Here is a 13615-nt window from a genome sequence, read left to right as displayed (position 1 = left end):
GCATGCCGGTTCAGCCTTCGTCGTCGCGCAGCGGCGCATAGACCCGGCTCGCGTCCCGGCCGTAAACGATCTTGCCCAGCCAGGCCGTGGCGCCGGCGTCCGCCAGATCCAGCTGGACCCGGAAGCGCTCCGCCGCGTCGGGCTCGACGCTGACCTCCGGGTGACGCTGGTCCACGTCGATGGCGAAGTTGCCCAGTTCGTCGGTCTGGGCCTGGCCAATGTGGTTGCGCACCATCACATGGCGCAGCGGGGCGCCGTCGGCGCTGGTCAGCTGACCGAACACCGTCACCATCTGTTTGACCTTGGGCGTCACCCGCACCACATTGCCCGGGTAGAGCGTGTATTCGTGGTCGGTATCGGACACCTCGTAGCTGGCCTGGCCGCTTTCCGCGTCGCGCACATAGAAGTGGTAAGTGTTGTAGGCCGGCACCGCGATCCAATTGCGGCCCTGGCGCAAGCTGTAAGCCTGTTCGTTCAACACCGCCTCCAGCGCGCCGTCCGGGGTCTCGGGCACGTCGACGACGACGCCGGCCTCCTCCTGCCCGCCGCCGGCGGCGATGGCGCCGCCGCCCCAGGCCAGGCCGCCCTGCAGATTGACGCTGGCGCTGCGGCTGCCCCCGTCGGCATCCACGGCAACATTGCCCTGGCCGTAGCGGCCGTTGAAGCCGGCGTAAGCGCCGAAGCTGGAAGACCGGCCCTCGGCCCCCTCGCGGCTGAGGCTGGCATTGACGCCCACATCGTCGATCACGCTGTTTTCAAACGATTTGCTGGCCGACAGGTCCAGGGTGTCGCCGCCGTCGCGGTGCGACATGCCCACGCTGAAATTGCCGTCGATGGCGAGGTTGAAGGTCAGCATCGCGTAATACTGTTGATCGGCGGCCTTGCCGTTGAGATTGCGGCTGGTGCCGAGCTGCAACTGGGCGCCGCCCCATTTGCCGTTGTACATCTGCCGCGAATAATCGGCGCGCATGTATTGGTAGCCGCTGCCACGGTCCCGGTCGTAACTGAGATTGAGCGAGCCGGCGTCGACGCCCCAGCCACGCAGATTGACATTGGCGCCGACGGAATCGTAATCCCGGGCGTAGAAATTCAGCCGCCGGCCCTTGTCGCCGCGCTCGCCGGTCAGCCACAGGCTGCCAATGCCATGAGGCAAGGCCAGATTGAGCGTGCCCACCCGGCGTCGGGTGCCGTCGCTGGCCAGCAGGTTTTGCAGGCTGGCGCGGACCGCGTCGGATAGCTGCCAGGAGGCGTAGCCTTCCTGCACCGTGGTCTTGTCGTTTTGATACAGGGTCAGATTCCAGTCCAGCTGACGCCAGAGCCCGCCCGCCGACAAGCCGAACAGGGGGCGGTAAGCCCCGCCCTGGTCCGCCGGCGCGCCCGGGCCGCCGTAGCGGGACATCGCCTCGCCGGCGCCGCCCCACAGCTGCCAGTTCAGGCCGTCGCGCAGGCTGGAGCCGCCCACCGGCTTGTTGATCCGATACAGGCGGCGGCTCTGCACCTGGCCGGCCACCAACACCTCGACTTCCACGTCGTAAACGCCGGCCTGCAAGGCCGAGGTGTCCAACCTATGATTACCCATGCCCAGCCGCTGCGTGCTCAACAAGCGGCCCTCGCGCTTGACCCGCACCTCGCCGGTGGCCGGCAGATAGACGTCGATGGGATTCAAGGACTGGCTGGCGTCCAGCTTCAGAGTCTGGCTGACGTTGCCGTAGGAAAAGCCGTACATCCGGCTGCCGTTCAGCGTAGACACATTGCCCAGGCTCTGCAGATTCCAGCCGTCCACCATGCCCAACGCCAGCCGTTTGCCGTCGATATCGCGCTCATACATGACGCGGTCCAGCGTCACGGACTGATCCGCCGCCGCATCGTCGAGATAGGCGGAGCCCATGACGTTGAGATGATCAACGCCCAAGGACGTGGTGTCGTCGAAAGTGAGATAGCCGGAGGAATGGCCGCGGCCCTGATTGCGCGAGCTATAGCCGTTGAACGCGTACTTCAGCACGCTGGACAAGCCTCCCGACGACGGAGCCCGCAGCACGGATTCCCGCTGATGGGCGCTATCGACGGCGAAGCCCTCCGGATCGAGAAACAGATCCACCCGCATCGCCAGCGCGTCCAATTGCAGGCGTTCGCCGGCGCCAAGGCTTAACTCGCCGTCCGGCGCAAACGCCCGCCCCGTCGCCTGCCGCAAGGCCTGCAGCGCGGCCGGGCTCAACACGCTCTTCCGCTGGGCGATCAAGGGCGCAACCTTCTCCAGCCGCATCGAGCCGTCGGCCTGCAGCCTCACCGTCAGCGTCGCCGACACCACGCCCTCGTCCGAGGCTTGCAGCGCCGAGCGCGCCACCAGCGGCATGGACACGCCTTGGCGCAACAGCTCCTTGATCTCAGCCGACAAGGCAAGCTTGTTTAACTGCACTTGCTGCGCCAGCGGCCGCCGCTCGGCATCCGCCGCCGAGGCCAACGCCGTCTCCGCCAACAGCAGCGCACTTAAAAAAACCATCCCGTTTTTAAGACCGCTGCGCCGCGCGCGCCTCATTCCGCGCCACCCAAACGCCTGGCCCCCATCGCCGCCGTCATGCCTTGCCATGCGCCGCGTCTTTTTCCGCGTCAAAGAACTTCCCATCCCGTTGCAACATCACCTTGTCCTGATCCTGGCGGCTGTCTATCGTCTTGAAATTCACCGCATAGCCCGGACCGATCCAATAACGCTCCTTGCACACCTCGCCCAGCCGCTTTTCCCGGCACGGCCCGTAGGCGATAGCCTGAAACGACACATTGCCCCGGTTTTCCAGATAGCCGCGGCGATAGGCGTAAGCGAAACGCTGCTGTTTCGGGAACACCAGCAAATTGGTCCTGATGCCGGTCAAAAACTCGACATCGCCGCTTTTCTCGGAATCCGCGCTCTCATCCGCCAAACCCAGCAAGGCGTTTTTCCAGGTCACCTTGTAATAGCGCTCCCGCTCATCCTTGGGGCCGTTGTAAATGAAGCGCACCGCTTGATCCTGCCCCGCCGCCAGCAATACCCGCGCCGGGGTGAATTGCAGGCTGGCGCCGTCGGCCTTCACCTCGCGCGCGCCCTCATACGGCGAATCCACCTGCGTCACGCTGACCGACAACAAGGACGCCCGCTGCTCGGTGTTTCTGACATGAATCGCGACCTCCCCCTTATTGGATGGAATCGCCGACGTCATGTCGGAAACCTGAATCGCTCCGGCCAAGGCCGGCAATAGCAAATAGAGCGCAGCGCAAAAATTCAACCACCATGGCATAAACCAGAACTCCTCAAAATAAAAAGGGAGCCAGGCTCCCTTTTATTGGCGCTACCATTTGAAATCAGCGAATGAAAACTTGACTGCTTTCGTCTTCGCCTTTTACGGTTTTCTGCCAGGAGGCATCCAGAATCAGATCGAATTTGCCGACATACTGGCCATCGCTGAGTTTGGAGGCCTCGGTCACGATGGCGCCGTTGGCGTCCTTGCCGCTAATGAACTCCGCTTTCAATTGCGAAGTGCCGCTATTCTCGCCGGCCATGGCCGCCACTTTCGCGAACTCGCCAAAACCGGACAGGCCGTCCAGATCCTTCGGTTCGGCCGACAGTTTCACCTGCTTGCCGGTGTGGTCCGTCACGCTGAGATCAAAATCCATTTTCCCGATGGAGGCGGTATGGCTCAGCTGATGCTGCACCGAGGAGGCTTTCACCTTATAGCCGCTGATGGTGTATTCATCCGAATTCAGCATGCGGATATCGAAATCCAGATTCTTGGATTCGATGGTTTTGGAAATCGGGCTGTACACAAAATGCACATTCGGTTTTTTAGCGGTGATTTCGATAGCGTGCGAGCTATCCTTGTCCGCGGTCACGTCCCATTCAGCGGAGGCGCGGGTGGAACCGGGAATGGCGTCGGCGGCATGGGCGCCAACGCTGAATACCGCAGCCAGCAAAGCAGGCAGCACGACTTTATTCATAATTTCGCTCTCAATGACAACTCAGAAAATAAAAGCTGCAAATACAACCAACAGCTGTATCTGGCCTGTCATTATCAAAAAGCCGCCAGTCAAATTCTATGAGAGCACTCTCAAATCACGCATTGCGGCCTTTTCATCCTCGCCATCGCCAAAATACTCGTCGGTTTTTCGGTTGTCGCCGCCGCTAGCCAAACCCTAAGCTGTGCGCTTTCAAACCGGAGACATCCATGAACTTCACCGCCCTGCACCATCAAGCCGAGCCGCTGTTGATGGCCAATGTCTGGGACGCGGACAGCGCCCGCCTCGCCGAACAGGCCGGCTATGCCGCCATCGGCACCTCAAGCGCGGCAATCGCCGCCTTGCTTGGCTACGATGATGGCGAGGACTTGAGCTTCGCCGAGCTGCGGCGGATGGTACTGCGCCTGCGCACCGCCTCCCGGCTGCCGCTGAGCGTGGACATGGAGGCCGGCTACGGCGACAGTCCCGCCCGCATCGTCGCCAACCTGCTCGACTTGGCCGCGCTTGGCGTGGCCGGCGTCAATCTGGAAGACAGCGTGGTGCGGCAAGGCCAGCGCCGCCTGCTGCCCGCGGAGGACTTCGCCGCCACGCTGGCCGCGGTGCGCGCCGGCTTGACACAAGCGGGCGCCGCGCTGTTTCTCAACATCCGCACCGATATCTTCCTGCTGGGCGCGCCCGACGCGCGGGCGCAGGCCATCGTCCGCGGGCGCTTGTACGCCGAGCGCGGCGCGGACGGGCTGTTCGTGCCTGGCGTGGTTCAGGAAGAAGACATTCTCGCCATTGCCGAGGCGGTGCCGCTGCCCTTGAATGTGATGTGCATGCCGGCCTTGCCGGACTTCGCCGCTCTGGCGCGGCTGGGCGTCAAACGGATCTCCATGGGCAATGCCGTCCACGAGCAATTGCAGCGGAGCTTGCGGAACATGCTGCAAAATATCCGCACCCAACAATCCTTCCAGGCTGTCTTCACCCATGCTGATCACTGACACGGCCCAGGCCGACGGCTATTACCGGGCGCTGCTGGAGCGCGCCGAGGAATACAACGGTATTTTCTTCGTCGGCGTCCGCACCACCGGTGTGTTCTGCATCGCCAGTTGCCGCGCGCGCAAGCCGAAACGGGAGAACGTCGAGTTTCACTCCAGCTTCAAATCGGCGCTGGACGCGGGCTTCCGCCCTTGCAAAATCTGCCGGCCCACCGAAAACGCGCACGCGGCGCCGCCGGCGGTGGCCCAAGTCATGGCCTGGCTGCGCGCCGATCCCCAAAGCCGGATCACGGACCGCTGGCTCAGGCAAAACGGCATCCGCCCGGAACCGCTGCGCCGCTGGTTTGTTCAGCACCACGGCATGAGCTTCCACGCTTTCCAGCGCATGCTGCGGATCAATGCCGCGCTGCAGGAGCTGAAGCGGGGCCGCAGCGCCACCCAGGTTGCATTCGACAGCGGCTATGACTCGCTCAGCGGCTTTGCCTACACCTACAAGAAACTGACCGGCAGCGCCCCCAGCGACCCTGCGCGCCTCATTCTGCTGCACCGCTTCACCACGCCGCTGGGGCCGATGCTGGCCTGCGCGACGGAACAGGGCATCTGTCTGCTGGAGTTCGCCGACCGGCGCATGCTGGAAACCGAGTTCAAAGACCTGCAGCGCCTGCTCAAGGCGCGGATCATCGCCGGGGAGAACGCGCACACCCGCCAGGTTGAGCGGGAGATTGGCGAATACTTCGCCGGTAGCCGGCAACAGTTCGACGTGGCGCTGGAAACGCCGGGCAGCGCATTCCAGCGCAGCGTCTGGCAAAGCCTGCGGACGCTGGACTACGGCAGCACCCACAGCTATCAGAGCCTGGCGGAACGGATAGGCCGGCCCAGCGCGGTGCGCGCGGTGGCCGCCGCCAACGGCGCCAACCGCATCGCCATCATCGTTCCCTGCCACCGCGTGCTGGGCAAGGATGGCGCGCTGACCGGTTACGGCGGCGGCCTGGCGCGCAAGCAATGGCTACTGGAACACGAACGCGGTCCCTCGGACTCGACCTTCCGGCTGGAGGCTTAGAGCCTGTTCAAAGCCTCGCAAGCAAGGGCGAGACAAAGCGAAAGCGGCTGAGAAGGCGGAATGTACGAGTGGTACATGAGCATGTTGAGCTCGTTTTCAACGCCCCTTTCTATCCATCCCGCCGCCGCGCGGCGGACCTTAAGCCGCTTCCAACAGCCAGCCCTACCGGGCCGGCTGTCCCTCCCCGGCTTAGCTCCTCTTCTTCCGCCGCGGCTTCCGCTGCAAGGTGTCCAACTCGTCCAGGCTGAGATGGAAGCGTTGCATCGCCTCCACGTGTTGCGCCAGGTCGACCTGTTGCGCCCCCAAGTTCAGCAGTATCTCCAGATAGTTGAAGAAGCTTTTGCACATGCTGCGGCGGTGGCCGCGGTCGCGGAAATCCATATCGCTGGCGATGCGGAACAACAGCCCGCGCGCCGAGTGCTGGCGATTGAGCTTCAGCATCTGCGCCAGATGGGCGGCGTACTGACGGCCCAAGGCGCAGGCTTCGAACTCATCCTTGGCTTCGGCCGGCTGCCAGTAATGCGGATAAGTGCGGCCTGCGATGCGGCGGATAAAGGGCAGGCTGAGGTCTTTGGCGTGGGGGCCGGCAAAGCGGTAGCGCGAGCGTGGACCTAGCGGCGGGAGTGGGGACACGGAGTCCAGACGGATGTCTTGGGTTTCAGTAGCGGACGGAGAAAGTTCGATGCCTAGCACCGGACGGACAAGCTTTACCATTTGCAACCTCCTGAGCAGAAGGGCCCAGCCGCAAAGCGGCAGGGCGGGCACATGACAAGAGTTGGTCTACCGGTGAATGCTTGCACAAGCCGGTGCGCCCATAAGGACGCCACTTGCCACGGCCCGCCCGGATAGGCAAAGCAATGGCAACGGATACGCTGTGGAAACAGCGCATCCGCGACAAGCATTCATTATCAGGAGACCAATCCCGAGCGCCGCGATTGCTGCGGCGCGGGGGCTATTGTTGGGGAGCAGCGGGAGAGCGTCAAGCCAGCGGCATCCGGCCAGACCGGAATAGCCGCGCCTGGCACACCGCACGCGGCGGAGGCAAGCCAGCGCTTGGGCTAGGAATGGCGTTAAATTGGCTGTTCAGGTTGCTTCGCAAAATGCCGGCACACCCACTGCTCGCACACAAGCCAAAGCTGCGGCGCGCCTTTCTGGATCACCGGGCCGTAACGGGACAGCACCTGCTCCAGCGAAACATCGTTCTGCGTCCAGGTCCCGCCGCCGGTGAAGACATTGATCAGCAAAGGCTGGAAGCGGTCCAGCGCCTTGGCGAAACAGGCGTCCGCGCTTTCCGCGAGTTCGAACTCCCGCCACAAAGCCAGCAGCTCAGCGCCCTGCTCCGGCGGCAGCAAGCCAAACAAACGCTCCGCTGCCCTCGCCTCCGCTTCCGCCTGCGCCCCAGGCGCGGCCTGGCCGTGGATGGGGAAGTCGCCGGCGTCCACCTCCACCACGTCGTGCAGCAGCAGCATCTTGATCACCCGCTCGGTATTGACCGGGCCGCTGGCGTAGTCGCCCAGCAGCAAGGCGTACATCGCCAGATGCCAGGAATGCTCGGCCGAGTTCTCCCGGCGGCTCTGGTCCAGCAACGGCGATTGCCGCAGCACCGACTTCAAGCGGTCTATCTCTCTCAGAAAATTCAGTTGCCGTTCCAAGGCCGATACTTGCATCGCTTATCCCGCATTCAGATCTGTTTCGCCACGGAGGTGGATTATAGCCGCAGCCCGGGTCTTCGACCCTGCTCAGAGTCTCGCGTGCAAGGGCGAGACAAGGCGAAAACGAGCGGGGAAGCGGAATGCACGAGTGGTGCATGAGCATTTAACAAGACCCCTGATCCCGCCTTGCGCCTCCTTGCCGTACCACTGCCGCCGCCTGCGTCGGCGCGCCTTGGCTCGGGTTCTCCATGAGGTGTTGTGAGCGGCTCTTATGGGCGTTTTTCCGGCAATCTTGCGGGAAATTTTAAAAACCACTATTGACAGCGGTGCAATTTTCCTTTAAAAATAACGGCGCAGGATTTTCAAGCGTCATATCTATCGATACCTCGTTGCCCATCAAGTTGGTCTTCTTTGTTTCCTTATCTATTCCTTGATTATCATGCCATACGATAATTTTATTGTCCTTAACTGACACATGGAGTGCATTATGGAAACTGGTACCGTTAAATTTTTCAATGACGCAAAAGGCTTTGGCTTTATCACCCCGGACAATGGCGGCGACGATCTGTTCGCTCACTTCTCCGAAATTCGCGCGGATGGCTTCAAGTCTCTGAGTGAAGGTCAAAAAGTAAGCTACACCCGTGCAATGGGCCAAAAAGGCCCGGCAGCAACCGCGATTCAGCCGCTCTAAGCATTAGCGCTGCAATGAAAAAGCCCCTCACGGGGCTTTTTGTATTTTAAAAATAGAACCTGCCTTGAGGCAGGTTTTATTTATTGGATAGCAGTATAGCCAGAGCTCTGTACATGGCTATAGATCTCTGCGCCTTCTTTGCACCAAGAGCGGCTAACAAAACTCCTGATGCTGCACTGCGCCGACTTGCCGTACTCAAGTACTGCCTGCGTCGGCGCGCCTTGCCTCAGACATAAAACTGATTTTTGTTAGCCGCTCTAAATGCCCTTGCTCAACTTTAGTGTTCACGGTTGAGTTCCAACATCTGCGCCAGATGGGCGGCGCACTGGCGGCCCCAGACGCGGCCTAGCCGTGGATGGGGAAGTCGCCGGCATCCACCTCCACCACATCGTGCAGCAGCAGCATCTTGATCACCCGCTCGGTGTTGACCGGGCCACTGGCGAGCAGCAAGGCGTACATCGCCAGATGCCAGGAATGCTCGACCGCGGTTTCCCTGCGGCTCTGGTCCAGCAACAGCGATTACCTCAGCACCGACTTCAAACGGTCTATTTCCCTCAGAAAATTCAGTAGCTGTTCCAAGGCCGACACTTGCATCGCTTATCCCGCATCCAGATGTGTTTCGCCACAGGCGAGGATATATCCGCAGCCAGGGTCTGTACCACCACAGGATGATGGGAAGCCATCAGGACAGACAAGCCTTCGTCTCATTACACACATCAGAACCCGCAGAAAAACACCCAATCTCATCCTGACCAAGGAGCCAAGATCGATCTCTCCACACCCTTATCAATGCAGAGCAGGCTTATCGTCGGCCATAGCGGCCTTGTCGATAACCACCTGCTGCATATCGGCTACCGATCCGATGAAGTAGTTCAGGGCAATACCGGTTAGCGGCAGATATCGGAGCAAACCAAAACTACGGACTGGACATCGGTTTTGGGGAAGCGGCTGCCTTCTGAGGGAATGCCGCCGATTGTGGTTTGGAGCAAATAAATTTAGAAGGTATCAAGCGGGCAGGTCACCGCTCGGATCGCCTGCAGCACATGGGTATAGATCATGGTGGTCTGCAAGCTGCGGTGGTCAATTTTAGCAAGCCCACTTAGAATAACGCCCAATCTTGCAACCCACATAGACGCGTTAAAGCGAGCTGGTTATTTTTAACGTTAGGTCATATATAGAAATTCATTCCCGTCTTGCGAAGTAGAAGGTAACTTGGAGTCGGCACCGTTCGAGCACTTGGTCTTATGCGGCACAGTCCCAATCAAGTAAAAATACCCTACACGCTTCGCCCTCTGCCGCCAGCTAACTAGGACATTAGACGCTTATGAGTCCATCTGACTTTGATCTCGATCTCGAAGATCTGTACAACAAATCGGTAGGTCGCCTCATAACCTCCGAGAGTTTTGATACAGCAGCGTTTGCGCGACTATATGACTATCTTTGTAACAAGGCGGAGCTGATTAAGACCGAGCATGTCGTCTCAAAGCAAGTAATGATGGTGCTACTCTCTGCACAAAGCTCAATCGAAAACGCAGCTCAGTACAATCCTCAAGCGAAGGAAAACTTGTCGCTCACAAGCAAGTTCTCATTATTGCTGAGCCTCATCGCCATAGGTGAGAGTCCACGGGATAGGCAGCCGGGAGTTCCGCGCCTTGTTTAACCGCGCAGCTGCACTCTAGGTCACCTCCGCTGCGCCCCAGCGCCAGTGATTTCCAACGTTAGAGCGTATCAAATGCACTTCGTCCGCCTCGGAGCTTTTCTAGCAGCAACAATGATCACTGGCCCGAAGCACAACCTATTGCAGATTCGTCTGGGGACGGGAGTGCAAGGAACGCCGACATGCGAATGCCTGCCGTCCCATGGGGAATGCCAGCATGAGCCGCTGATCGAGGAGGAAATTATTGCTCACGTCCTCGAAGGCACTTCTGAAGCAAATTCGCGACTGGCAACGTCCTATACCGTATCGCACATTCGGTATGTTCAGAACGACACCAAGCCGGAAGTTGTTTATGGCTACCTAACTCTCAAGATCATTGAGCACCTGCAAGCGGGCGGCGTGTTCCAAGAGAGCCAAAATGCGTCCTAACCAGTCGATCAAGCCGATTTGCGTCGGCAAGCCGCCACTCGCGGCTCAGTCTCAAAGTTGGGGCTAATTAAACACGGAGCCGTTATAACCGATCAAAATCCACACCTGACACCCGCATCTCCTCCCCACGAGCCATACCAGAGATAAGGAGAGAAGTCCCTTTCTGAAGAAGAATGACAGACATGAAGAAGAGCAGATCGCCGACGAGTAGCCCGCTCTTCGGTCCTTACCCTTGCTCATCCTCAAACCAAGCCATCTCAAACGAAAAGAGGCCCTACCGGGCCTCTTTGTTTAACGCCGCTCGTGACGAACCATCATGTCGTCGTGACAGGCTTTATTCCTTCTGATCACTAGTCAACGCCTGGCGCAAGCCTCACTCCACCGTCACGCTCTTGGCCAGATTGCGCGGCTTGTCGACGTCGGTGCCGCGCGCCAGCGCCACGTGGTAGGCCAGCATCTGCACCGGGATCGCGTGCACCACCGGGCTGAGCACGCCGACATGGCGCGGGGTGCGGATCACGTGCACGCCGTCGGACTCGCTGAAATGGCTGTCCAGGTCGGCGAACACAAACAGCTCGCCGCCGCGCGCACGCACTTCCTGCATATTGGATTTCACCTTTTCCAGCAGCGTGTCGTTGGGGGCGATCACCACCACCGGCATGTCCTCGTCCACCAGCGCCAGCGGGCCATGCTTGAGCTCGCCGGCCGGGTAGGCTTCGGCGTGGATGTAGGAAATTTCCTTCAGCTTGAGCGCGCCTTCCAGCGCGATGGGGAAATGCAGGCCGCGGCCCAGGAACAGCGCGTTGTCCTTGGCGGCGAACTTGTCCGCCCAGGCCTTGATCTGCGGCTCCAGGTTCAGCGCGTGCTGCACGCTGCCCGGCAGGTGGCGCAGTTCGTCCAGGTAGCGCGCCTCGTCGGCCGCGCTGACCTTGCCGCGCATCTTGCCCAGGGTCACCGCCAGCGCGAACAGGCCCACCAGCTGGGTGGTGAAGGCCTTGGTGGAGGCCACGCCGATTTCGGCGCCGGCGCGGGTGAAGAACACCAGTTCGCTGGCGCGCGGAATCGCGGATTCGCGCACATTGCAGATCGACAGCGCGTAGCGGTGGCCCAGCTCCTTGGCGTATTTCAGCGCTTCCATGGTGTCCAGCGTCTCGCCGGATTGGGAGATGGTGGTCACCAGATAGTTGGGGTTGGCCCAGGCGTCGCGGTAGCGGTATTCGCTGGCGATTTCCACGTCGCACTGCACGCCGGCGATAGTCTCGATCCAGTATTTGGCGGTCAGGCCGGCGTAGTAGCTGGTGCCACAGGCCAGGATCTTGACGCCTTCCAGCTGCGGCAGCACTTCGCCGGCGCGCTCGCCGAACAGCTCGGGATTGAAGCCGTAGTCCTGCACTGCGTCTATGGTGTCGGACAGCGCCTTCGGCTGTTCGTGGATTTCCTTCTGCATGAAGTGGCTGTACGGGCCCAGCTCCAGCGAGGCCAGCGACACGTCGGACACGTGCACCGGGCGCTGCGCCGGCTGGTCGTCCTTGTCCAGCAGCTCCACGCCGTCGCGGGTCAGCCGGCCGATGTCGCCCTCTTCCAGGAAGATCACGCGGCGGGTGGCGGATACGATGGCGGAAACGTCGGAGGCGATGAAGTTCTCGCCGTCGCCCAGGCCCACCAGCAGCGGGCAGCCCATGCGCGCGCACACCAGTTCGTCCGGGCGGTCCACCGCGATCACGCCGATGGCGTAAGCGCCGGTCAGCTCCCGGCTGGCGCGCTTGACGGCGTCGAACAGGCTGTCGCCGGCCTGGTAGTAGTGATGCACCAGGTGGGCGATGACTTCGGTGTCGGTCTGCGATTCAAAGGCGTAGCCCAGGCCTTTCAGGCGCTCGCGCTGCTCTTCGTGGTTTTCAATGATGCCGTTGTGCACCACGGCGATCTTGCCGAAGGACACGTGCGGGTGGGCGTTGGGCTCGGTGACGCCGCCGTGGGTGGCCCAGCGGGTGTGGCCGATGCCCACCTGACCTTGCAGGCTTTCTTCCGCGGCGGCGTTTTCCATCTCCGCGACGCGGCCGACGCGGCGCACGCGACGGATGGCGTCGCCGGCCAGCACCGCCACGCCGGCGGAGTCGTAGCCGCGATATTCCAGCCGCTTCAGGCCGTCCACCAACACCGGAACCACATTACGCGCCGCGATGGCGCCGACAATGCCGCACATTACTTTCTCCTTGGACTATCAGTGGGCGAGGACGCGCAGATCAGCGCAATGCCCTTCGCCTGAATTTGGGTTCTGGCCTCCGCCGACAAGGCGTCGTCGGTCACCAGGGTATGGATGCGCTCCCACGGCAATTCCAGATTGGGGATGCGCCGGCCTATCTTTTCCGACTCCACCATCACGATGACTTCGCGCGCCACTTCGGCCATCACCCGCGACAAGCCCACCAGCTCGTTGAAGGTGGTGGTGCCGCGATCAAGGTCTATGCCGTCGGCGCCGATGAACAGCTGATCAAAATCATAGGAACGCAGCACCTGCTCCGCCACCTGGCCCTGGAAGGATTCGGAATGCGGGTCCCAGGTGCCGCCGGTCATCAGCAGCGTCGGCTCGTTCTCCAGCTCGCGCAGCGCGCCGGCCACGTTCAGGGAGTTGGTCATCACCACCAGGCCGCGCTTATTGCCCAGCAGCGGAATCATCGCGCTGGTGGTGGTGCCGCTGTCTATGATCACGCGGTTGTGGTCGCGGAGGCGCTCGGCGGCGGCGCGGGCGATGGCGATCTTTCGTTTTGAAACCTGTTCCGCGTCTTCCTCGACCACCATCTCCGACGGCAAGGACACCGCGCCGCCGTAGCGGCGCAACAACAGTCCGCCGGTTTCCAGCAGGGCCAGGTCCTTGCGTATGGTCACTTCGGATGTGGAGAAACGCTTGGTCAGCTCGTCCACGCTGACTTCGCCGCGTTCCTGCACCAGGGCGGCGATGGCGTGACGGCGTTGCTGAGTATTTCGTTTGGTCATCACAAGTTTCGTTTCGAAAGTTTTGCGATGATAGCAGCGCAATTTCCGCCTTGCAAGCGGACGCCTAAGAACCTGTTCAAAGTCTCGCGAGCAAGGGCGAGACAAGGCGAAAACAAGCGAAAAAGCGGAATGTACAAGTGGTACATGAGCATTTTGAGCTTGTTTTTA

13 protein-coding genes are annotated in these 13615 nt (G+C 61.1%); 5 read left to right on the top strand and 8 right to left on the bottom strand.

All coding sequences use genetic code 11. The annotated features are described in order from the left end of the window. Positions 1 to 10: 10 nt before the first annotated feature. The 3 genes from JW897_RS00985 to JW897_RS00975 all read right to left on the bottom strand — a co-directional run bounded on the left by JW897_RS00985 (position 11) and on the right by JW897_RS00975 (position 3966). Entirely contained in the window at positions 11 to 2500 is a 2490-nt protein-coding gene (locus JW897_RS00985) for a TcfC E-set like domain-containing protein (RefSeq protein ID WP_205464879.1), read from the bottom strand. A 73-nt stretch (positions 2501 to 2573) separates the two neighbouring features. Beyond that, positions 2574 to 3269, bottom strand: coding sequence for an EcpB family pilus assembly chaperone (locus JW897_RS00980; protein WP_275899822.1), 696 nt, complete (start codon positions 3267 to 3269; stop codon positions 2574 to 2576). 64 nt (positions 3270 to 3333) lie between these two features. Beyond that, positions 3334 to 3966: a hypothetical protein gene (locus tag JW897_RS00975; protein ID WP_205464877.1), complete on the bottom strand. Its 633-nt coding sequence runs from the start codon at positions 3964 to 3966 to the stop codon at positions 3334 to 3336. A 227-nt stretch (positions 3967 to 4193) separates the two neighbouring features. On the opposite strand from JW897_RS00975, the gene JW897_RS00970 reads away from it, so the two are divergent. Together JW897_RS00970 and JW897_RS00965 are read left to right on the top strand one after the other, a co-directional pair. Continuing rightward, a complete protein-coding gene (locus JW897_RS00970; protein ID WP_205464876.1) occupies positions 4194 to 4967 on the top strand; it encodes an isocitrate lyase/PEP mutase family protein in 774 nt (257 codons plus the stop codon). Continuing rightward, positions 4954 to 6024, top strand: coding sequence for a bifunctional transcriptional activator/DNA repair enzyme AdaA (locus JW897_RS00965; protein ID WP_205464875.1), 1071 nt, complete (start codon positions 4954 to 4956; stop codon positions 6022 to 6024). Before JW897_RS00970 ends, JW897_RS00965 begins: the two co-directional genes overlap by 14 nt. Positions 6025 to 6213: 189 nt before the next feature. Here the strand turns inward: JW897_RS00965 and JW897_RS00960 are convergent, their stop codons facing one another. Then, entirely contained in the window at positions 6214 to 6738 is a 525-nt protein-coding gene (locus JW897_RS00960; RefSeq protein ID WP_205464874.1) for a hypothetical protein, read from the bottom strand. Between the two features lie 356 nt (positions 6739 to 7094). Next, entirely contained in the window at positions 7095 to 7691 is a 597-nt protein-coding gene (locus JW897_RS00955) for an HD domain-containing protein (protein WP_205464873.1), read from the bottom strand. A gap of 472 nt (positions 7692 to 8163) precedes the next feature. Here JW897_RS00955 and JW897_RS00950 point away from each other — a divergent pair, with 472 nt between their 5' ends. Then, complete coding sequence (locus JW897_RS00950; RefSeq protein ID WP_019102093.1) at positions 8164 to 8367, top strand: cold-shock protein; 204 nt, start codon at positions 8164 to 8166, stop codon at positions 8365 to 8367. A gap of 345 nt (positions 8368 to 8712) precedes the next feature. On the opposite strand, the gene JW897_RS00945 is transcribed toward JW897_RS00950, so the two are convergent. After that, positions 8713 to 8880: an HD domain-containing protein gene (locus JW897_RS00945; protein WP_205464872.1), complete on the bottom strand. Its 168-nt coding sequence runs from the start codon at positions 8878 to 8880 to the stop codon at positions 8713 to 8715. An 811-nt stretch (positions 8881 to 9691) separates the two neighbouring features. On the opposite strand from JW897_RS00945, the gene JW897_RS00940 reads away from it, so the two are divergent. Together JW897_RS00940 and JW897_RS00935 are read left to right on the top strand one after the other, a co-directional pair. Further along, positions 9692 to 10027 (top strand): hypothetical protein, encoded by a 336-nt coding sequence (locus tag JW897_RS00940; protein ID WP_205464871.1) that lies wholly within the window; start codon positions 9692 to 9694, stop codon positions 10025 to 10027. Between the two features lie 72 nt (positions 10028 to 10099). Further along, the gene (locus JW897_RS00935) at positions 10100 to 10453 is read left to right on the top strand and encodes a hypothetical protein (protein ID WP_205464870.1); all 354 of its coding nucleotides are present in this window, start codon (positions 10100 to 10102) and stop codon (positions 10451 to 10453) included. Between the two features lie 373 nt (positions 10454 to 10826). On the opposite strand, the gene glmS is transcribed toward JW897_RS00935, so the two are convergent. After that, positions 10827 to 12656, bottom strand: a complete 1830-nt coding sequence (gene glmS / locus JW897_RS00930) for a glutamine--fructose-6-phosphate transaminase (isomerizing) (RefSeq protein WP_048413040.1) — start codon at positions 12654 to 12656, stop codon at positions 10827 to 10829. Further along, entirely contained in the window at positions 12656 to 13447 is a 792-nt protein-coding gene (locus JW897_RS00925) for a DeoR/GlpR family DNA-binding transcription regulator (protein WP_043589593.1), read from the bottom strand. The genes glmS and JW897_RS00925 overlap by 1 nt, the downstream gene beginning before the upstream one ends. Positions 13448 to 13615 lie beyond the last annotated feature (168 nt).

Source organism: Chromobacterium alkanivorans (assembly GCF_016937655.1).
GTDB lineage: Bacteria > Pseudomonadota > Gammaproteobacteria > Burkholderiales > Chromobacteriaceae > Chromobacterium > Chromobacterium alkanivorans.
This window is presented reverse-complemented; position numbering and strand designations above follow the sequence as displayed.

What these genes read in the sequence shown, in the direction of transcription:
- JW897_RS00960 (WP_205464874.1), bottom strand. Translation starts at nt 6,738, where the DNA reads ATGGTAAAGCTTGTCCGTCCGGTGCTAGGCATCGAACTTTCTCCGTCC.
- JW897_RS00940 (WP_205464871.1), top strand. Translation starts at nt 9,692, where the DNA reads ATGAGTCCATCTGACTTTGATCTCGATCTCGAAGATCTGTACAACAAA.
- JW897_RS00975 (WP_205464877.1), bottom strand. Translation starts at nt 3,966, where the DNA reads ATGAATAAAGTCGTGCTGCCTGCTTTGCTGGCTGCGGTATTCAGCGTT.
- glmS (WP_048413040.1), bottom strand. Translation starts at nt 12,656, where the DNA reads ATGTGCGGCATTGTCGGCGCCATCGCGGCGCGTAATGTGGTTCCGGTG.
- JW897_RS00955 (WP_205464873.1), bottom strand. Translation starts at nt 7,691, where the DNA reads ATGCAAGTATCGGCCTTGGAACGGCAACTGAATTTTCTGAGAGAGATA.
- JW897_RS00925 (WP_043589593.1), bottom strand. Translation starts at nt 13,447, where the DNA reads ATGACCAAACGAAATACTCAGCAACGCCGTCACGCCATCGCCGCCCTG.
- JW897_RS00950 (WP_019102093.1), top strand. Translation starts at nt 8,164, where the DNA reads ATGGAAACTGGTACCGTTAAATTTTTCAATGACGCAAAAGGCTTTGGC.
- JW897_RS00935 (WP_205464870.1), top strand. Translation starts at nt 10,100, where the DNA reads ATGCACTTCGTCCGCCTCGGAGCTTTTCTAGCAGCAACAATGATCACT.
- JW897_RS00965 (WP_205464875.1), top strand. Translation starts at nt 4,954, where the DNA reads ATGCTGATCACTGACACGGCCCAGGCCGACGGCTATTACCGGGCGCTG.
- JW897_RS00985 (WP_205464879.1), bottom strand. Translation starts at nt 2,500, where the DNA reads ATGGTTTTTTTAAGTGCGCTGCTGTTGGCGGAGACGGCGTTGGCCTCG.
- JW897_RS00970 (WP_205464876.1), top strand. Translation starts at nt 4,194, where the DNA reads ATGAACTTCACCGCCCTGCACCATCAAGCCGAGCCGCTGTTGATGGCC.
- JW897_RS00980 (WP_275899822.1), bottom strand. Translation starts at nt 3,269, where the DNA reads ATGCCATGGTGGTTGAATTTTTGCGCTGCGCTCTATTTGCTATTGCCG.